This is a genomic window from Paenarthrobacter aurescens, from assembly GCF_041549525.1.
GTDB classification, from domain to species: domain Bacteria; phylum Actinomycetota; class Actinomycetes; order Actinomycetales; family Micrococcaceae; genus Arthrobacter; species Arthrobacter aurescens.
The window spans coordinates 623,859-643,442 of sequence record NZ_CP157456.1 but is presented as its reverse complement, the minus strand read 5'-3'; the positions used below and the strand labels follow the sequence as shown (position 1 = coordinate 643,442).

The following is a 19,584-nucleotide window of genomic DNA, read 5'->3' as shown; positions in this document are numbered from 1 at the left end:
CTGGGCAAATAAGCTACGCAGGCGTGCCCGAATTGGAGTACGCCGCGTTCGAACCCTATTGATGCAGTGAGGGTGCGCGCATGACTATGCCCACTACCGAAGTGAAGATCGAAGAGCTCTCCAACGAGGCTGCCATTACCAAGCAGCTGATCGTTCAAAAGTTCGGCGGTTCCTCGGTTGCCGATGCTGATGGCATCAAACGGGTGGCCCAGCGCGTCGTGGATGCGCAGAAGGCCGGCAACGAGGTTGTGGTTGTTGTTTCCGCGATGGGCGACACCACCGACGAACTCCTGGACCTCGCAAGCCAGGTCACCGATTCGGCTCCCGCCCGTGAAATGGACATGCTGTTGTCCGCCGGTGAGCGAATTTCCATGGCTCTGCTCGCCATGGCCATTAACAAGTTCGGCGCTTCGGCGCAGTCTTTCACGGGTTCCCAGGCCGGCATGATTACCGACGGCATCCACGGCAAGGCGCGAATTATCGACGTCGATCCCCACCGCATCCGCACCGCCCTGGACAAGGGCCACATTGCGATCGTGGCAGGCTTCCAGGGCATGAGCCGCAGCACCAATGAAATCACCACCTTGGGCCGCGGAGGCTCGGACACCACAGCTGTTGCCTTGGCTGCGGCCTTGGAAGCTGACGTCTGCGAAATTTACACGGACGTGGACGGCATCTACACCGCTGACCCCCGCGTCGTCAGCAGCGCCCAGAAGATCGACCGCATTTCCAGCGAAGAAATGCTGGAATTGGCCGCTTCCGGTGCCAAGATACTGCACCTGCGGTGCGTGGAGTACGCCCGCCGCTTCGGTGTGCCGCTACACGTCCGCTCGTCATTCAGCCAGAACGAAGGCACGTGGGTCATCCCCGGCGCCGACGAAAAGTTCACTATTCAAGAGGGAGTTGCCTTGGAGCAGCCAATCATCTCCGGCGTTGCACACGACCGGTCCGAAGCCAAGGTCACCGTGGTAGGCGTACCGGACATCCCCGGCAAGGCCGCTGCGATCTTCCAGGTGATCGCGGACGCGCACTCGAACATTGACATGATTGTCCAGAACGTCTCCACCCATGGCACCGGCCGCACGGACATCTCTTTCACCCTTCCCATCGTGGAAGGTGCGGACGCCCTTGCAGCCCTGCGTGCAGCCGAGGGCCAGATCGGCTTCGAGAGCATCGAGTACAACGAGCATGTTGGCAAGCTCTCCCTCATCGGCGCAGGCATGCGCTCGCACCCCGGCGTCTCAGCCACGTTCTTCAAGGCCCTCTCCGACGCCGGAATCAACATTGACATGATCTCCACGTCGGAAATCCGCATTTCCGTGGTGACCAGCGCTGACGCCCTGGATGACGCAGTTCGCGCCATCCACAATGCGTTCGAGCTCGACGGCGACGCTGAAGCTACCGTTTACGGCGGCACCGGCCGCTAGGGTCACAAAGTCTTGGCATTGGAAGGACCGGAGCAATCGCTCCGGTCCTTCCCTGCTTTTGTGCCACTCACATTTGTTGAGAAGCCGACGGCGCCAGCAGGACCTCGATGAGTTGCCGGAGCCCGTCAGCCATGTCCACGTTCTTGTCATAGAGCCACTGCAGCTGCAGGCCGTCAAAGGCGGCTACTGTCAGCCTGGCCAGCATCACGGCGTCGACGTCGGTACGTACCTCGCCGGCCTTCTGTCGCCGCTCAATGTCGACGGCGGTGTCCCGGACCACTGCCTCGTACCGCTCCTTAAAGTAGCTGTGTGAGGCGTGCCCGGGGTCATTCGCGGTAGCGGAGGCCACGGCGTAGAGCGTGGTCAATCCGGGCTCCCGGACGTTCCGCTCCGCGATGGGCGGCATCAGGCCCAGTCCCGCCGCGGCCTCACCGCCGACGGCGAGCGAACGCCGGTCCCGTTCGGCCAGGACAGCAGTGAGCAATTCCTGCTTGCCTTTGAAGTAGTGAAACAGGGTGGCTTCCTTGACACCCACCAGTTCGGCTACCCGCTTGAGTGCGGTGCCTTCGAATCCTTCGGTGGCGAAGACATCGGTTGCCGTCTGAATGATTTGTTCGCGGCGTTCGGCGCCCTTGGCGTACTGGCCCCGGGCCTTGGACGTTGACATCCGTTCAGTCTATTTGACATGTCAAAAACCGAGCTTCACTCGACTTTTTTCCTAAAAACCTAGTCAGACTCGGTTTTTGTGGCTAGAGTCTTTTCCCAAGACCCAACGGTGGGTCACCGTTCATCAGGAGGCAATGTGGCCCTCAAAATCAATCAGCCAACCGCAGGCCCGGAAACCGTCACCCCTGGCCTTGGAAGCACCCCGCACAAAGCCGCGCCCCGCGCTTACGTCATCGGCATGCCCATCGCGAGCGCCGGACTCTGGATGGCCGTCCTTGCCCCGGCACTGGTAGTCCTGGCCATCAAGGTTTCGGAGATCACCACCCCGGATACACGTGCCGGAGCACTCAGCCTCGTGGCCGGCGTAGGAGCCGCTGTCGCGTTGCTGGCCAATCCGTTCTTTGGCCGGCTGAGCGACCGCACAACGTCCCGCTTTGGCATGCGTAAACCGTGGATCGTCGGCGGTTCACTGGTGGGCCTTTCATCGCTGTTCCTGCTGGGTTCAGCCACGGAGGTCCCAACCGTACTTATCGGCTGGGTTTTGGCACAGCTGGGCTTCAACGCTGCCCTTGCCGCTCTGGTAGCAACGCTTCCGGACCAGGCCGGCCCATCGGAGCGCGGACGGCTCTCCGGCCTGATTGGCATGACGTTGCCCATTGGTCTGGTGGCAGCAGCCTTCCTGGCCCAGATGTTCGAGACCGCGTTGCAGATGGCCGTAGTGCCGGGAATCATCGGCACGGCAATTGCCATCGCCTTCGCTTTCACGTTCAAGGACCGTGTCCTCAACGAGAAACCGGCACCACTGAACTTCAAGGAAATCCTCGGTTCCTTCTACTTCAACCCCAAGGAGTATCCGGGCCTGGGGTGGGCTTGGATCACCAAGTTCCTGGTCTACGTTGGCTACTGTGCCGGGCTGCTCTACCTGCCGTACTTCTTCACCGACCACCTTCACGTGGCCGAAAGCCAGGTCACCAGCCTGGTGTTCCAGGCAACCCTGGTGAGCTCCGTTGGAACCGTAATCACCAGCCTCGCCGGTGGATGGATCAGCGATCGCCTTGGTAAGCGCAAGAGCATGGTCATTGCCTCTGCCTTGATCATGATGGGCGGCCTGGTGGTCATTGCCACCAGCACCGACACCGGCCAAGTGTTGGTAGGCCAGGGCATCCTGGGCCTGGGCCTGGGTGTTTTCAGCGCCGTGGATGTTGCCCTCATTACCGATCTGCTGCCCAGCGATCAGTCAGAGAATGCCAAGACCTTCGGTGTTTTCAACATCGCCCAGGCCCTCCCCCAATCCTTGGTTCCGGCCATCGCTTTCCCCGTCATCGCACTGGGCGGCTACCCCGCATTGTTCCTCGGAGGCGCGGTAGTCGGCATCATCGGAGCCCTCCTCGTCACCCGTATCAAAGGAGTCAAGTAAATGAATCCCACACTCGCAACTGCCGTCACGGCGCCGCACGCCGGATCCCCGGATGCCGAAGCGAAGATCCGCGAGCTCGTCCACAGCCTGACCCTGGAACAGCAGGTACAGCTGCTGACGGGCGCAGACGTTTGGTCCACGCACGCCATCCCGGAGATCGGCCTGTCCCGCGTGGTCATGTCAGACGGTCCGGCCGGCGTCCGGGGCGAAGACTTTGATGAGCGTCACGACTCAGTCTCCCTGCCGTCGTCGTCGGCGTTGTCCGCAACGTGGAGCGTCGAAACCGCGCGCCGCTACGGGCAGGTACTGGGGCAGGAGGCGCGCCGTAAGGGCGTCCATGCCGTCCTGGGTCCCACCATCAACCTACACCGCTCCCCGCTGGGCGGCCGTCACTTTGAGTGCATGAGCGAGGACCCTCGGCTGACCGCAACCATGGCTGCCGGGTACGTTGCAGGTGTTCAGTCCATGGGCGTGGGCGCTACCCCCAAGCATTACCTCGCCAACGAGGCTGAGACTGACCGCTTCACGGCCGACTCCGTGGTGGACGATCGAGCACTCCGCGAGCTTTACCTGGCAGCCTTTGAGGACGCCATCACCGAGGCACGCGCCTGGCTGGTGATGAGCTCGTACAACTCCATCAACGGGACCACTGCCAGTGAGAACAAGCTGCTGGAAACGCCGCTGTCCACCGAATGGGGCTTCGACGGCGTTGTAGTATCCGACTGGACCGGCGTCCGCTCCGTTGACGCCGCAAACGCCCACCAGGACCTGGAGATGCCCGGTCCGGTAGGCCACTGGGGACCCAGGCTCCTTGCCGCCGTCAGCGATGGCCGCGTCAGCCGGGAGGCGATCCTGGAAAAGGTCACCCGCATCCTGCGCCTGGCAGCCCGCGTCGGTTCACTCGAAGGCTTCGAACCTGCTGTGACCCAGCTCCCGGCGCAACTGGACGGGGCCGCCGTCGCGCGTGAAGTTGCCGTACGCGGCGCCGTGCTGGTCCGCAACCAGGGCCTCCTGCCGCTGGACGCCAAGGCGCTCAGCAGCATTGCTGTGATCGGCCACAACGCCGAGGAAGCACGTACCCAGGGTGGCGGCAGTGCCACGGTGATGCCCAAGTACACCGTCTCGCCGCTGGAGGGCCTGCGGAAGGCGCTGCCCGACGACGTCACGGTCACCTATGCTCGTGGCGCCAAAGTAGCCGAAGGCCTCCAGCCATTCCCCCGCACTTCGCTGCACAACCCAATCTCCGATGTGCCGGGAATCCGCGTGACTTTCATGGCCGAAGACGGCACGAAGATCTCCGGTGAAGACCGCTTGGCGTCGCACCTGATTTGGTTCGGCATCGGAATTCCCGACGGCGCCGCCTCCATCCGCATGGAAGCGGACTGGACAGCCGAAACAGGAGGCGTCCACCACCTGGGCGTCGGCACCGTGGGCCGGATCCGCTTTGTCCTGAACGGCACGGAGGTCTTCAACAGCGAGCTTGAGGACGATACCGAAGTCCTGGGCGCCGCCCTGTTCGATCCTCCCAAGACTGTCCACGCTGTGGAAACCACCGCTGGTCAGACCGTCCGGATCGAGGCCGAGTACCAACTGCCCAAGGAACAAATCATCCCGTTCACGGCCATTCTCTTGGGCGAGGAGACCGTGGTGGAGGATCCGCAGGCCGAGATCGACGCCGCCGTGGAAGCTGCCCGGAACTCGGATGTGGCAGTTGTGGTTGTGGGCACCAACGCAGCCATTGAGTCCGAGGGCTTCGATCGCAAGGACCTGGACCTTCCCGGCCACCAAAACCAGCTGGTGGAAGCCGTGGCTGCGGTCAATCCGCGCACAGTGGTGGTGGTGAACTCCGGATCACCGGTGCTGATGCCGTGGCTGGACACGGTGGGCGCTGTCCTGCTGGGCTGGTTCGGCGGCCAGGAGTTCGGCAATGCCATTGCGGACATCCTGCTGGGCACCGAAGAACCCGGCGGACGCCTCCCCACCACCTGGCCTGCAGCTCTGGAGGACGTCCCTGTCCTGAACACCACACCTGTGGAGGGCAAGGTGGTCTACTCGGAAGGTATCCACATCGGATACCGGGCATGGCTGAAGCAGGAAGCAGCCGGTGGCGCCTCTCCGGCCCTTCCCTTCGGCTACGGCCTGGGCTACACCACGTTCGAGCTCGGCACGGCACACGCCCCGCAGGTGGTCCCGGCCGGCAAGGATGTTGTGGTGCACGTTCCCGTCAAGAACACCGGCACCCGTACCGGCCGCGAAGTAGTGCAGGTTTATCTGGAACGCGCCGATTCTGCCGTTGAGCGCCCCGTGCGTTGGCTCGCAGGCTACGCCGGAACCCATCTGGCCCCCAACGGCACGGAGAGCGTGGAAATAACCATCCCGGCCAAGGCGTTTGCACATTACGACGGCGGCTGGCAGTTTGAGCAGGGCACGTTCGGCCTGCTGGTGGGTCGCCACGCAACCGACGAATTTCAAACCCTGAACATTGAACTCCGGTAATATATGAGCGAAATCACCGTGGGTGATGGGTTTTTTTACCCGTCACCCACGTGGTTTTCGCCACAAGCTCTGGAACTGGGGTATGGTATGGAATTTTCGTGGCATGCTGTACGTTGCATACCCGGTAACCCCCTAACACGAAGAGGCATTAAAAAGTGGCAGCCGATTACGACGAACTCCGTACCGATGTAAAAGAGAACCAGGAGCAGTCCCTCCAGGCTCTCCAGTCCGCCAGCGCTCCCACGGCCAAGAGTGTCGTGCTTGAACTGGACGAAACCGATGGCATTGACGCCAACGGCCCCGGCGGCGAAATCGTCGCTGAAGAACTGGTCATCCAGGTCATCCCGCAGGCAAACGATGAGTTCACTTGTCATTCCTGCTTCCTGGTCCGCCACCGTTCGCAGATTGCCCGCGAAAAAGATGGCGTGGCTTACTGCACTGACTGCGAAGGCTAAGACAGCCCACCACCCCGGCGGAATGAACATCGTCAGGGAGTGCCGCCGTCGGGATTAAATTGCGGAAGGACCGGAGCAACAGCTCCGGTCCTTCCGCAGTTAAAGCTAGCTAGTAGCCGGTACCCGGCCCGCCAACAGCTTTCTTGCGGCGATGGCCGGCAATTCTGAGCTGCAGTATCCGCGCGCCACCGGCAAGGGCCACCAGCACGCCTCCGCCCACTGCCGCGATGAAGAGCGTAGTGCCCAGCGCAAGTGTCCCCTCCAGCCCAAAGAAACGGACCGTGATCATGTCCTGGTTTTGGACGAAGAAGACAATCAGCATCACCAGGACCACCAGGCCCACAGCCACCGCAACCCACAAGGCGGCGGTACGGGTTGGCCTGTCGTGGCCTGAGACAGGGGGTGTGACACGCTCCCGGTGCTCGGAACTGCCCGGATCCGGACGGGCGGCACTACCCGGAACCCTTGCAGCATCATCTTGGAAACTCATGGATGGCCCCCTCTTTCACCAGCATTGATCCTGCTGCACGTATGATAAGCATGCTGATTAGTTGCTCAACAGTTGCACGGTGAGCTGACCAAGGTCAAGGTGTGCAAAGCCGAAAAACGAGGAAGGGCCGGAGTTCGCGGTCCGGCCCTTCGGTATCTCACGCCCCGGTCAGAGGCTGTAGTCAGTAGTGGTCGGTCCGGGATCATTGTTCCGGACTGCGTAGTGATGGCCCTGAGAGTCGGTCTCGACGTCGAAGTTCTTCAGATCCGCCTCGGAAGCGGTCTCGAAATCATCATGCCTGTGCACCACCGGGCCGTCCGTATCGCCGTGGGTTGCCGGTCCAAAAACGGACTGCAGCCGCTCGGTCACATGGACGAAGCCTTCCATTCTGCGTCCCATGTTTTCCACCTCCTTCCTTACCGGAGAGAGAAAAGCGGCAGGGTTGGTGCGTGCCGTTCAGTGAGGCAATTTTACGCCCGAAACCGCTCGCCGGGAATGCCGAAGAGGCGGCAGGGTGGGTTTACCGCAGCGACTTGTCATCCGGATTGCGGGGCACCACATAGGTGCTGCCATCGGGCCGGCGAAGGGTTTCCCATTGCTGAGTCTCAGCCTGACGCTGAACCAGCAGTTTCCGGTTGGCCTCGGTCATCTCATGGTCCAGGGAGCTGCTGTGCGCGGGGCCGAAAATAATCCGGAACTTCCCTGTGGCGCGCATGAACTTCCGGGTGAAGGATTCCTTGGCCACGCTGGATCGACTCCTCTTTTAGGCGGTTCAATACGTCCATAGTACGCTAATCATTAGTACACTAACTAATCATCCCCGGAGGCAGCCATGACAGCCATCAATGAGTCCACGCAGGAGACCGATGACCTCCTGCTGGAACGCCAGCTGTGCTTCGCCCTGACTGTGGCCTCGCGCAGCGTTGTGGGCGTCTACAAGCCCGTACTGGAACGGCTGGGGCTCACCCATCCGCAGTATTTGGTGATGCTCGCCCTCTGGGAACGGAGCCCCCGCACGCTCAAGGACATCAGCGACAGCCTCCTCCACGAGCCCGCCACCCTTTCCCCGCTCCTGAGGCGCCTTGAGGAAGCGGAGCTGATTACCCGCGAGCGCGTTGCCGGCAATGAGCGGGCCTTGGCGGTCAAGCTGACGGACAAAGGCGCGGCACTGCGCGAACAGGCCACAGCCGTTCCGGGCGAGATCCGTGAACGCCTGCAGCTCAGCCGTGAAGAAGTAGCCGAACTCCATCAAGCCATGACCGGACTGATCGCAGCCACGCAACGGCATAACTCCGTCTAGGCGCCACAGGCCGGGCAAAGCTGCCACGCTGGCCGCGCAGCACTTGGTTCGACCCAAACCCGCGTGGCCCCTAGCCAAGCGCACTCCGCCGGTGGTCTTCTTGAAGCGAACAAATAAACGGGCGCCACAAGTGCCACGTAAAATGGACGCAACCTAGGAGATTCCATGCGCATGCGATTTGTTCGGCCCATCCTGGCGGTGCTTGCCGTCACCGGCCTCGCCGCATGCTCAGGCACCCCCACTCCGGGTTCCACAGGCAGCGCAACCCAGGCGCCGTCGTCGTCGGCCTCTTCAACCAGCAGCCCAAGCAGCAGCGCAACCCCCAGCCCCTCCCCCACCAGCACGTCCGCAGCCACCGGCCAAGGCAACGCCGAGCTCTCCATCACGCTCCTAGAGACTGCCGAAGCCTCGCCCCAGAACTTCACCCTCGTCTGCACAGGCGGCACGCCCGCTGCCGAGAGCAAGCACCCATCGGCGGCTGAAGCCTGCAACACCCTCAAAAGCTCTCCTTCGATCCTGAGCCCCGCGCCCCCGCGTACGGACCAGGCCTGCACCATGCAGTACGGCGGTCCGGCAACAGCCAAAGTGACCGGATCCGTGGATGGCAAGGAAGTCAGCGCGTCCTTCAACCGCACGGACGGATGCCAGATCGCCCTCTGGGACGCGGCGAAGAGCGTCCTCGGATCAGATGGCGGCCTCTAGGCTGCGGCACCTCCCCCAGGAGCAATGGCTCGGGCTGGAGGCAGCCCACCATTCACGCGTAGCGCGTTATGCGGATCCGTACCTTGCCCGGCGTTCGGCCGGTAAGAAGCACCCCGTGGAGGACTTCCTCTTCACCTACTACACACAGAAGCCGGGCCAGCTTCAGCGCTGGCATCCCGGCCACGGTGTAGTCCTCAGCGGCGAGCGCGCTGCGGAACGCACGGCTTGGAAGTTCTACCGAACGCTCGACGACGCCGAGCTTGCCTTAGTGGGGCTGCCCTCAGGAACGCCTGCGGTCACCTTTGACCGGGACAGCTTTATGTCCGACCGCGCCGAGGCCGTGCGCTTTGCAGGAATCATCCTCGCGGGAACGGCAAAGCGTCCGGCACAGTTCGGGTGCTTCGGGCTGCACGAGTGGGCAATGGTGTACCGCCAGGAAAAGTTTGAGTTGCGCCATGAGTACCTGAAGCTGAGGCTGGGCGGCGAGGGCACGGACACCGTTGTTGAACAGAACCGCATCCGGTGCTCGCACTTTGATGCTTTCCGCTTCTACACACCGGACGCTACCCCGCTCAATGATCTAACCCCCACCCGGGAGAACCAGCGCACCATGGAACAGCCGGGCTGCCTTCATGCCAACATGGACCTCTACAAATGGGCGTACAAGCTCACCCCCGCCTTGCCGAGCGAGCTGGTGATGGACGCTTTCGAGTTGTCGTGGCGGATCCGGGCCATGGACATGCAGGCCTCACCCTACGATCTTGAAGAATGGGGCTACCCGCCCATCAGGATTGAGACACCGCAGGGTAAATCCGAGTACGTTGAATACCAGAGGGCTTTCGCGGCCGAATCCCAGGAGCTGCGGGCCCGGGTGCTTCAGGCAGTAGGGCCGCTCTTGGACGAGCTGAGCGGTTTGGCTGCCTGAGCACCCCCGCCGCCACCAGCGAAAGGTAACCATGGTTTCCGCAGAGAACAGCGATGCAGGCAACAACGACACAGCCAAGAGCGAGTACGACATCGACCTCACGGTCACGCTCACGGAGGAGCCTGGCGCTGAAAGCCGGGTGTTCCATCTCCGTTCGTCCGCGGGCATCCTGTCGCCTGACCCTGACACGGTGGATTCAAACTTGCCGGACGCGCAATCGGCGCTGGCCGCCGTCGAGCAGTTCGGTGAGGAAGTCTTCTTCCCCGAGCCCCGCCCGGACCGGATCTGCACTCAGCAGTATGGCGGCCCGCAGGTAGCTGTGGTCAAGGGATGGTTCCGTGGACGGAAAGTTCACAGCCAGTTCAGCCTGACTGATGGCTGTGAGATTGCGCGGTGGAAGGCGCTGGCATCGCTTCTGGGCAATACCGGAGGCTCAACCGGCGCCATTTAGGGCGTGGAACGGCGGACCGTCCTGTTGGCGGTCGCATGGTAAACAGCAGTGGCCGGCGGGTATCCCCGCCGGCCACTGCTGTTACTGAATCAGTTACTGCATCAAGAAGACCTAGCCTGCGTTGTTGCCCTGTGTGGGCTCGTCGGCGCGGATCTTTCCGCCGTGCTTCTTGTCCTTCTTGTCCTTCTTGGGGTCTTCCTCATCCGGGACCACTACCGTTCCGCCCGGGTTGACCAGGACGGTGACGAAGCTCGGCTCGCTGGTACCTGCGAAGGTCAGCCGGCCAATGTAGGAGCCGGGCTCCAGGTTGGTCCAGTTCAGCGTGATCTGGCCCGTCTTGCCGTTGGCGAGGCGGATCGGGTTTGGCGTCACGGAAGCGTTCCCCTGGTTGGCGCCCAGTACGGCAGCATCAACGGTGGCCTTGGTGGCCTGGTTGTTGGGGCTTGCGTACAGGTTGGCGTAGACGTAGTAGTCGCCTGCCGCCGGGTTGGGTACTGACAGCGTTTCGCTGGCTGACGCTGTAGCTGCGGGCAGTTGCTGACCGGAGGGGGTCACCACCAGCATGTCAAAGTCCGCAGCCTCGTCGGAGGAGATGACCGAGAACTTGGCCAGAGCACTGCCCTGACCGACCGTTACCTTCTTCACGTAGTTGGATGCGTTGGTTTCACCGGCAAACGGACCCGGAACCAGTTCCACTGCCGAGGAATCAGCCTTGGAGAGGCCATCAACAGTGACGCCTACCGGCAGGTTGGTGCCGGAGGTGATGTTGATGGTTCCGGAGCCGTTGGGACCGGTTCCGGTGAAGGTCAGTGCCTTGTCCGTGATGACGGACTGGGGACGGACAGCGATCGGCGAGGTGACGGTCTTGTTGGCGCCCTGCCAGCTCAGCGAGCCCATGGCGAACTTGCCCAGCGCGGCGCTGTTGTTCTCGAACTGCACCTTGAACGTCTTCTTCTCACCCGCGGCACCGAAGTTCAGTACGGACGGAGTGACCTTGACGTTGACTCCGGGTACGTTGACCGTTGCCCGGTACAGGCCGGGGGTGAGTGCCGTGACGGTGCGGGTGACCTCGATCTTGCCGGCGAGGTTGCCCAGTGCGAAGGAAGGTACGTTCATGTCCCGTGGCTGGGTTGTGCCCAGGCCTTCGATGCCCAAATCCATGCCCGTGCCCTGGACGAACTTCAGGTAGTCCTCGGTGGTGTTGTCATACACCAGGCCCGGGTTAAGGACCTTTGCGGGATCCACCTGTCCCGCACCGGTTGCGAAGACGTCCTTGTTGACGGCACCGTTGGCCAGCTTGACCGGACCAGCGGTGGTCATCATGGCGGACTTCACGGTGGCCGGGGACCACTGCGGGTTCTTGCCCAGGATCAGCGCGCCGAAACCGGCAACGTGGGGTGAGGCCATGGACGTTCCGGAGAGGAAACCGAAGTTGTCTCCGCCGGTTCCGATCGGCGAAACACCCGCAAGGATGGCCACGCCGGGAGCGGACACGTCAGGCTTCAAGAGGTCCGAGTCGGTGGCCAGCAGCGGACCGCGGGAGGAGAACCCGGCGATCTGCGGCTGCGCTTCGGCAGGCAGGCCCGTGGTGTCGCGGTTCAGCAGGGAAACGGTGATGGCCGGGTTGGCCGTGACCTTGTCCTTGATGGTTTGCGTAGCGGGCGGGTTCACGTGGACGGTGGGGATGACGTGCTTGTCAGTGTCCAGTGAGGAGTCCGTCAGGTTCACCAGGATCATGCCCACGCCACCGCCGCGCAGAACTTCGGCGCTCTTGGCGGTCCGATCAACCACACCGCGGTCGCACACAACTACCTTGCCGGCTACCTTGGCCGGGTCAAGTGAGCCCGGGGCGCAGAGCGCGGCGTTTCCTTCACCGCTTGCAGCATTGGTGGAAAGCACGACGCCGGCCCCGGTCACCTCACGGTTCATGATGGACGCTCCGCGGAACTTGCTGCCATCGGAGAATTCAACAGTGCCCTGAAGCTCCTGGGAGAAGGACGTTGCTGCAACGGTGGTCAGCCACGGTGCTCCGTGGTTCACGGTGCTGGCGGTGGGTCCGGAGTTTCCGGCCGAGGTGGCAACGAAGATCCCTGCCGAAGCTGCTGAGAGGAATGCCAGGGAAACAGGGTCCGTGGTGGATGTTGTTGAACCGGAGATGGAGTAGTTCAGCACGTCCACGCCGTCCAGGATGGCCTGCTCAATGGCGTCCACTGAAGCGGAGCCGTAGCAGCCGCCCGTAGCGGGATCGGTGTCTTCCCAGCAGACCTTGTAGACGGCCAGCTTGGCGGCCGGTGCAATGCCGCTGGTGGTTCCAAAGCTGCGGCCATCCACTACGGCGTCAACGTTGGCGTTGCCCGCTGCGGTGCTGGCCGTATGGGTGCCGTGGCTGTCCACGTCAACGGCAGAGATGACTTCTTCCGGGGCACGGTTTTCCGGCGGAACGGTTTCCAGGAAGGCGTCAGCGAAGTAGTGGGTGCTGAGGACCTTGGAGTTGCAGGCGCTGCCGTCGTAGTCGGCACCAGTGTCAGTGCCGGGCTGGCACTCGCCCACAAAAGTATCGCCGTCGGCCTTGAGCATGGCGATCTTGCCGTCAGCGGTGCGGTACGGAACGCCAACTTGGGGGTTTCCCACCAGCGGACCAACGGGTTCTCCTGCGAAGAACGGGTTGGAGGGGGTGTATCCGGTGTCGATTACACCAACTACGGTGCCTTTGCCGGCGTTGTCCTGGCCCCCGTATTGCGTGGCCCAGGTGCCGTTGGGGCCACTGAGCTTAAGGAAGTCAGTGGTGGAGTAGTCCGGTGCGTTCTGCGTGTCCGGTGCCACCATAAGGACCTTGGGATCCTTGGCCAGGTTGATGGCCTGGTCCGCTGTGAGGTTGGCACTGAAGCCGTTGACGGCGGTTGTGAAGTCACGTTTGATGGTGACGTTTTCCTGCCGGGCAACTTCCTGCTGCTTCTGCTGGAGGTGTTGCTGGTATTCCTTCACCTCGGCGCTGTCGGCGTCGAGCTTCTTGCCTTCTTCGGGCTTGGTGGGCGCAAGGCCCGCCGTGCCGCCGTCGTAAGTAGCTGCAGGCTTCTCGGCCAGGACCACCATGTAGCGGCCGTCCTTATAAGCGCTGGGGTCAAGGTTCTTCTTGGCCACGCCTGCAACGTTCCCGGGCGTCTCCGGGGCGGGAGCGGCCTGGGCCGGCATCGCCATGGACGAGAGCAACAACGGCAGGCCCACGGCCAGCGCCGCCGCCTTCCGCAGTCCCCCGCTTCTGACGAAGCTCTTTCCTTGTGATTTCACGAGTGGTTGCACCTTTCACTGAGGGAGGACCAGGCTCCATCGCCCAGGCCTGTCAACTTGTAGTTGGTTGAACCTTTGACAGTTCTTGTCAAAGCCGCGCAACCAGCCGAGTCACAGAGTACCTAGTGAGAGCGGAATATGACATACAGCACATTTCGGGAATTTTGTCTTGTCACAATCGCTCCGGCCCTCCCCCGGAAAAGTATTAGCCCTTGGGAGTCACCTGCAGCCTGTCAAAAGTGACCTGGACGCCGTTTTTGTCCAGCACCACCACGTCATCGCGGCCGTTCTTCACGTCGGAAGGAAGGATGAACTCCACCGTGTTATCCGTGGTGGGGAAGATCCAGCCCAGGCGATAACCCGTTTTGTTCAGATATACGTAGTACCAGTCCCCGTAGCCCAGGCCCTCAAGCACCACTTTTTGGCCCGTGCTGTACTTGTCCGCGGTACCGAGGTCCGACGGCGGTGCGCCAAGTTCCTGCACGGTCAACGCGGGCTCCGCGGACGGCTTAGTCCTCAGCTCCACCGGGTCACCATTTACGGTGATGGTTTTGGTGGTTTGCCCAGCCGAGCTGAGGTCCCAGGTGGTCTTCGGGATGAAGAATCCCTGTTCGGCTTCTTCGGCGGTTACGGTGTGGCGCGGGGTGGAGCACTGGTAGCTCTGGCCTGCGGGGAGCACGCTGTAGCGGCAGTTGCCCGTGCCTTCCGGGAGGAAAGGACTGAAGTTACCGGCGGTGGGCACCACTTTCTCCACCAGCGGGCTCGTGTTCTTCACGGTGAAGGTATAAGGGACCAGGTCACCGGCGGCGTACGGCTGGGTTGCCAGATCACGCCCGACGTCGGCACGCGCCCCACTAATGTCAGCGCTCAGCAGGCCGTCACGCAAAGCCACCGCAGTGCCGGTGAACGGGACAGTTTTGGTGAGTGACGGCGTCGCGCTGGCCGTGATGCTGAAGCTCGCCTCCGGCACAAAGTAGCCGCGCTCAATGTCTGCCGCCGTGATCACGTGTTTGGCCGTGGTGCAGGTGTAATTCGCACCTGCAGCCAGGTTGTTGTACCGGCAGTTGGGGGCCGACGGTGGCAGGAACCCTGAATCGAAGGTCCCCGAAAGCGGCACCGAGTTGGCCGTGACGTTGGCCATGCTCTTGATGTTGAGCGAGTAGCTGAGGACCTCTCCCACTTGGTACGGACTCGCCATCACATCGCGTGCAGGTGCGGTTCCTGTGATGGTCAGGCCGACTTGCGGGGCCACCGGCACGGTTGCGGTGAAGGTGAACTGCGAAACCCGCCCGTTCGCAGTGGTGAATGCTGCATTGAGGTTCTGCGGGCCGCTGGCGTTCGCGGGTGCCGTCAGGGCAACGTTGACAGTAGCCGACGCTCCCGGCGCCAACGAAGGAACCGGCACCGTGGTGGCCGACCACCCATTGGGTGTGTAGACGGTGGCGGTGGCGCCGGACAGCGTGCCTGCCTCCTGATTGGTAACGGTCACGGGGATCTGCTGCGTAGCGCCCGGCGCAGTGGTGACAGCCGGGACCGAGAGCGGGGCGCAAACGTAGTTCAGCCAGGCGTCATCAAACTTTGCGAACGGCATGTTGTCCGTGTAATTGCCCTCGTAGAGCACTCCGAACTTGCCCGCTTCCAAACGGGTGACCGTGGAATAGGCGGAGAACCCCGGACGGATGGTGCGCACCCCCGGCCAGGTGGCGCCGTCGTCGCAGGAGATGCGGGCGGACACGTTTTCGCGGCCCGTCTTGGAGTTGGCGTTGGTGAAAATCAGCTTCTTTGCATCAGCTGAGCCTTGCGCCGCGTCCGGGAACATGCGTGCGATGGCACCGTTGTTGGCCGGATCCGGGAGCTCAGTGTCCAGGGTAACCGGGCCGTACGTAGCGCCGCCGTCGGTTGAGATCGCAACCTTGCGGTAGCCCTGGTTGGCGTTGTCCCGGGAGTTCAGGAGCACGCGGCCATCAGAGAGTTCCACGGTCTTGTTCTCGTCCATGCGGTCCCCTACGTTGGCTCCCTTGTGCCAGGTGGCGCCGTGGTCATCGGAGTAGACGCTGTAAGCCTGAATCTTGTTGGTGCCATCAGCTTGCCGGATGTCCCCGGCGAACTGCTGGATCAAGCGGCCTTTGTATTGCCCATACTTGAGCTGGATGCCTTCGCCGGAGGATGCGAAGTTGGAACGGACATCGCCTGCTGCGGGGCTGGTCTTGCTGGTCCCGGGCTTGGTCACGTTGGTAATGAGACGCGGCTGGCTCCAGGTGACGCCTCCATCCGAGGACTCGATGACCGCTGAGGAAATCACAGTGCGGTCGGCGTCGCTGTTGCCGAATTGGCTGCCGCCGAAGCCTTGGTCCTTGGAGTAAACGAAGAAGGCGAAGACTTTGCCTGCCTCGGCATCGTAAATGTATGAGGGGTCGCTGTACCCGTATTTGGGTCCGCTGGCATCGCCCACATGCCCGGCGGCGATAACGGTGACAGGGCCCCAGGTCTGGCCGCCGTCGGTGCTGCGGCGCTGGACGATCGAATTCGGGTTGGGAGCGTCGGCCGCGGAACCCGGACGCCCGTCCCAAGCGGCCAGCACCACGTTGTTGCCCAGGTACGTCAGGGCGGGAATCCGGTAGAAGAAGTTGGCTGCGGTGCGGTCAGCTCCGATGTTTGCTTCGCTGAACGTGCCCGGCGCTGCTGCGGGATTGTTGGGCGGAATCGGGGCGGCCATGGCCGGAAGACCGAGCCCGGCCAGGAGGGCGGCGCTGAGGGCGCCGGCGGCTGCTGTCCGCGCTAAGGATGAAGATCTCAAATCGAGGGTCCTTTCGAGTGGGTGCTACGTGCTACGTCGAACGTCCTACAACCTCGGGACGTTCTCATACCCTAAGGTGTTCAGCGTCACATTGCTAGGGATGAAGCAGCCTGCCCCTCAAAAGGCTGCAGAACGGTAGCCTCGTGTGCATACCGCCGAGCCACCTTTACGCAACGGAGCTGCAGTGAAAATTCTTGTCCCCAACACCATCAAGCTGGACCTCTCTGCCCTGGAGGACGAGGTCATCCTCTACCCAGCGGATCAGCCGATCCCCGCCGGGCACCGGGACGCTGAGGTTCTGGTGGTGTGGAGAAATACATCGGAGAACCTGACTGACGCAGCCCGCTCCATGCCCCGCCTCAGGCTGGTCCAAACACTCGCGGCGGGCCCGGATTCAGTGCTGGCAGCAGGTTTCGCGGACAACGTGGCCATCACCTCAGGGCGCTCGCTCCATGATGGCCCGGTGGCCGAGCACGCACTGGCGCTGATTCTGGCCGCAGTACGGCGCATGGACCAGCTGATGGAATCCCAGCAGGCCGCCACCTGGAACGAGCCGTACAACGCAGCGCAGTCCTCCCCTGACACCGAGCAGCTGTACACGCTCGACGGCGCCAACGTCACCATCTGGGGCTTTGGTTCCATCGCGGGACGGCTGGCTCCCCTACTGGCGGCATTGGGCGCGAACGTCACCGGCGTGGCCAGTTCCAAGGGCGAGCGATACGGATTCCCGGTGGTGGCTGACGATGAGTTCCACGAGGTCCTGCGCACCACGGACGTCCTGGTGTCCATCCTGCCGGCCACCCCTGAAACTGCGGATGCCCTGAACGGCGACGTCCTTCAGGCCCTCCCGGACACTGCGATCTTTGTGAACGTTGGCCGAGGCGCCACGGTGGACGAGGACGCCCTGCAAGCAGCTCTGGAGGAGGGCGGCTTGCGCGTCGCCGCCCTGGATGTCACCAAAGATGAACCGCTTCCTGCTGACTCCAAACTCTGGAAAGCGCCCAACCTGATCATCACACCCCATGTTGCAGGCAACCGCCCCAAGGGTGCGGCCAGGATTGTGGTGAGCAACATCAAGGCACTGAAGGAAGGGTCACCCCTGACCAACCAGGTTGCAGGCTGACCGGTCCGGGCTTCGGCTGATACCCGGGGATCGGCCAATATTTTTCATTGCCTCCGAATAGTAAGCATGCTTATGGTAGGTGGGTCCGGGGTGGCCAGCAGAGGGTTTCCATCCCAACACGCAGCATGAACAACGTGAGGAATCGCAATGTACCTGCACACCCAACTTCTCATCAACGAAATCGCCGCTGACGAGCCTGATCCCGCCGCAGCAAACGCCCTCCAGGAAGGTCTCGGTGGCCAGTTCGGCGAAATGCGCACCATGATGCAATACCTGTTCCAGAGCATGAATTTCCGGGGTGACCCCGCGTCGAAGCCCTACAAGGACCTTCTCCAGGGCATCGGCACCGAAGAGATCAGCCACGTGGAGCTCATCGGCACCACCATTTCCCAGCTCCTGGACGGTTCGCCACGCTATCAAGGCAAGAAGTCCGATCCGGTGGATCAGCCGGGCGCAGGGGGAGCCACTCCCCTGAAGATCGCGCTGGACACCAGCAACATCCACCACTACCTGGTGGGTGCCCAGGGCGCCTTGCCGGTAGACGCCGCCGGCAATCCGTGGAGCGGCTCCTACGTCTACAACAGCGGCAACCTGGTGCTGGACCTGCTGTACAACCTGATGCTCGAATCCACCGGCAGGCTCCAGAAGTGCCGCATTTATGAGATGACTGAGAACAAAACCGCCCGCTCCACCATTGCGTACCTGATTGTCCGCGACCAGGCGCACGAGAATGCTTATGCAAAGGCCCTGGAAAGCCTGGGCGTCAACTGGGGCAAAGTCCTCCCCATTCCCAAAACCAACGCGGAGCAGTTCCCGGAGGTAAAGAAACTGTTGGACAAGGGCCTGCAGAGCATCCAGTACACCTTCAGCGCTGACAACCTCAGCGAAGCAGGCAAGCTTTACCGCGGGGCCTCACCCTCCAATGACGGGACGGAACTCAGTACCGACGTCATGCCCGACGGTTTCCCCATCACCATCTCCCCCGAACGCAAGGAAGAATTTGCGCCCGGGTTGGACCCGGAGTTGCTGGCATTGATCCAGGCCACCGCCGAGCAGGAACTCAAGGACGCGGACAGCCCCAAGGAATCAAAGCCCAAGGCAGCCAAGAACAAGGCAGCCAAGAAGAAGTAACCCCACGCGAAAAAGCGGGCCTGTCCTCCAAGGAGGGCAGGCCCGCTTTTCGCGAATCTATCAGGAGTGCTCGTACGTCAGGCAGTCTGCAGCTTCGCGGCCGGGTCCAACTTTGACGTCGTGTGCCTCGCACATGAGGTTGTTGTTATGGACGCACTCGGACCGCTGGCAGGCACCAACGTGGGCGAGGACCTTGGGCAGGCCACCCATGGCATTGGTGTCAATGAACGTGGCGCAGGAAGCGTGGTCCTGGCTCCCGCCGATGGTGATTCCGAATGCGGTGCAACCGTTGTGGTTGAATCCGCACGTGCCAACGCTACAGGCGGATACTTCGGCAATGTGTTCGGTCATTGTTCCTCCTGGTTTGGATCTGAAACGTACTGGGGATAAACCCCTCGTGTCCTTCCAAACTACTCCGGAATTGCCTCATTTAACCGCTTGGAATAGCGCATTTGTATGTGCCCTAATCCGCGCCATTCCGCCGGAAAACCGCCATTTTTAGCTTAGCCTTCACTTACTTGGATTGCGGAGGGCGTCACTTATCCGGGCACGTGTTTCGGCGTCCAAGGGAACGGTGACCCGGCTGTTCCGCGCAGCCCGGTCCGCCAGCACTTTTTGGATGACCATCCGTCCCAGGCCGGCAAAAACGGCTGCGGCCACAACGCCCAGCACCATCGATTTCGGTTTCTCAGCCATGCCGCAATCCTAATGACGCGAACCACCCGGCGAAAGTACCGCCGTCGGGCCTTCATCCGGTCCGGTTTCCCCCGCCGCGGCGGGGTGTCCTCGCGCAATGCCGCTGAATAGGGTATGTGCGCCGCTCCCGGTAGAATAGGTGTGCAAGCTCGCGGAGCGCCCCCCATGCCGTTCAAACATTGCAGTTCACCACCGTGTTTAACCCTGTGTTAAAACCGCT

At 62.3% G+C, this 19,584-nt stretch carries 18 protein-coding genes; 10 read left to right on the top strand and 8 right to left on the bottom strand.

Features of this window, described 5'->3' with window-relative positions:
- The first annotated feature begins 80 nt into the window (after positions 1-80).
- The gene (locus tag ABI796_RS03180; RefSeq protein ID WP_026005424.1) at positions 81-1,427 is read left to right on the top strand and encodes an aspartate kinase; all 1,347 of its coding nucleotides are present in this window, start codon (positions 81-83) and stop codon (positions 1,425-1,427) included.
- Between the two features lie 67 nt (positions 1,428-1,494).
- Here ABI796_RS03180 and ABI796_RS03175 read toward each other — a convergent pair whose 3' ends face one another.
- Positions 1,495-2,094: a TetR/AcrR family transcriptional regulator gene (locus ABI796_RS03175; protein ID WP_141283272.1), complete on the bottom strand. Its 600-nt coding sequence runs from the start codon at positions 2,092-2,094 to the stop codon at positions 1,495-1,497.
- Between the two features lie 135 nt (positions 2,095-2,229).
- On the opposite strand from ABI796_RS03175, the gene ABI796_RS03170 reads away from it, so the two are divergent.
- From ABI796_RS03170 to ABI796_RS03160, 3 genes are all read left to right on the top strand, one after another.
- Complete coding sequence (locus tag ABI796_RS03170; RefSeq protein ID WP_141283273.1) at positions 2,230-3,510, top strand: MFS transporter; 1,281 nt, start codon at positions 2,230-2,232, stop codon at positions 3,508-3,510.
- Positions 3,511-6,006, top strand: coding sequence for a glycoside hydrolase family 3 protein (locus ABI796_RS03165; RefSeq protein WP_141283274.1), 2,496 nt, complete (start codon positions 3,511-3,513; stop codon positions 6,004-6,006).
- Positions 6,007-6,161: 155 nt separating this feature from the next.
- Positions 6,162-6,461: a DUF4193 domain-containing protein gene (locus tag ABI796_RS03160; RefSeq protein ID WP_141283275.1), complete on the top strand. Its 300-nt coding sequence runs from the start codon at positions 6,162-6,164 to the stop codon at positions 6,459-6,461.
- A gap of 109 nt (positions 6,462-6,570) precedes the next feature.
- Here ABI796_RS03160 and ABI796_RS03155 read toward each other — a convergent pair whose 3' ends face one another.
- The 3 genes from ABI796_RS03155 to ABI796_RS03145 all read right to left on the bottom strand — a co-directional run bounded on the left by ABI796_RS03155 (position 6,571) and on the right by ABI796_RS03145 (position 7,696).
- Positions 6,571-6,951, bottom strand: coding sequence for a lipopolysaccharide assembly LapA domain-containing protein (locus tag ABI796_RS03155; RefSeq protein ID WP_141283276.1), 381 nt, complete (start codon positions 6,949-6,951; stop codon positions 6,571-6,573).
- A gap of 168 nt (positions 6,952-7,119) precedes the next feature.
- Positions 7,120-7,350, bottom strand: coding sequence for a hypothetical protein (locus tag ABI796_RS03150; RefSeq protein ID WP_170224904.1), 231 nt, complete (start codon positions 7,348-7,350; stop codon positions 7,120-7,122).
- 121 nt (positions 7,351-7,471) lie between these two features.
- Positions 7,472-7,696, bottom strand: a complete 225-nt coding sequence (locus tag ABI796_RS03145) for a hypothetical protein (RefSeq protein ID WP_141283278.1) — start codon at positions 7,694-7,696, stop codon at positions 7,472-7,474.
- An 87-nt stretch (positions 7,697-7,783) separates the two neighbouring features.
- On the opposite strand from ABI796_RS03145, the gene ABI796_RS03140 reads away from it, so the two are divergent.
- The 4 genes from ABI796_RS03140 (at position 7,784) to ABI796_RS03125 (ending at position 10,329) form a co-directional block, all read left to right on the top strand.
- Positions 7,784-8,251: a MarR family winged helix-turn-helix transcriptional regulator gene (locus ABI796_RS03140; RefSeq protein ID WP_141283279.1), complete on the top strand. Its 468-nt coding sequence runs from the start codon at positions 7,784-7,786 to the stop codon at positions 8,249-8,251.
- 165 nt (positions 8,252-8,416) lie between these two features.
- Entirely contained in the window at positions 8,417-8,953 is a 537-nt protein-coding gene (locus tag ABI796_RS03135) for an SSI family serine proteinase inhibitor (RefSeq protein ID WP_141283280.1), read from the top strand.
- The gene (locus ABI796_RS03130; protein WP_174754513.1) at positions 8,940-9,878 is read left to right on the top strand and encodes a 3-methyladenine DNA glycosylase; all 939 of its coding nucleotides are present in this window, start codon (positions 8,940-8,942) and stop codon (positions 9,876-9,878) included. The genes ABI796_RS03135 and ABI796_RS03130 overlap by 14 nt, the downstream gene beginning before the upstream one ends.
- A 31-nt stretch (positions 9,879-9,909) precedes the next feature.
- On the top strand, positions 9,910-10,329 hold the full coding sequence (locus ABI796_RS03125) for a serine protease inhibitor (RefSeq protein ID WP_141283282.1): 420 nt from the start codon (positions 9,910-9,912) through the stop codon (positions 10,327-10,329).
- Between the two features lie 111 nt (positions 10,330-10,440).
- Here ABI796_RS03125 and ABI796_RS03120 read toward each other — a convergent pair whose 3' ends face one another.
- Positions 10,441-13,527 (bottom strand): S8 family serine peptidase, encoded by a 3,087-nt coding sequence (locus ABI796_RS03120; protein WP_174754520.1) that lies wholly within the window; start codon positions 13,525-13,527, stop codon positions 10,441-10,443.
- Positions 13,528-13,822: 295 nt separating this feature from the next.
- Positions 13,823-16,414, bottom strand: a complete 2,592-nt coding sequence (locus tag ABI796_RS03115; protein ID WP_141283283.1) for an exo-alpha-sialidase — start codon at positions 16,412-16,414, stop codon at positions 13,823-13,825.
- 184 nt (positions 16,415-16,598) lie between these two features.
- Here ABI796_RS03115 and ABI796_RS03110 point away from each other — a divergent pair, with 184 nt between their 5' ends.
- Positions 16,599-17,537 (top strand): phosphoglycerate dehydrogenase, encoded by a 939-nt coding sequence (locus ABI796_RS03110; RefSeq protein WP_141283284.1) that lies wholly within the window; start codon positions 16,599-16,601, stop codon positions 17,535-17,537.
- Positions 17,538-17,684: 147 nt separating this feature from the next.
- Complete coding sequence (locus ABI796_RS03105; RefSeq protein ID WP_141283285.1) at positions 17,685-18,668, top strand: manganese catalase family protein; 984 nt, start codon at positions 17,685-17,687, stop codon at positions 18,666-18,668.
- A 60-nt stretch (positions 18,669-18,728) separates the two neighbouring features.
- On the opposite strand, the gene ABI796_RS03100 is transcribed toward ABI796_RS03105, so the two are convergent.
- The gene (locus ABI796_RS03100) at positions 18,729-19,019 is read right to left on the bottom strand and encodes a DUF1540 domain-containing protein (RefSeq protein ID WP_054808888.1); all 291 of its coding nucleotides are present in this window, start codon (positions 19,017-19,019) and stop codon (positions 18,729-18,731) included.
- A 159-nt stretch (positions 19,020-19,178) separates the two neighbouring features.
- The gene (locus ABI796_RS03095; RefSeq protein WP_141283286.1) at positions 19,179-19,364 is read right to left on the bottom strand and encodes a hypothetical protein; all 186 of its coding nucleotides are present in this window, start codon (positions 19,362-19,364) and stop codon (positions 19,179-19,181) included.
- Between the last annotated feature and the right edge of the window lie 220 nt (positions 19,365-19,584).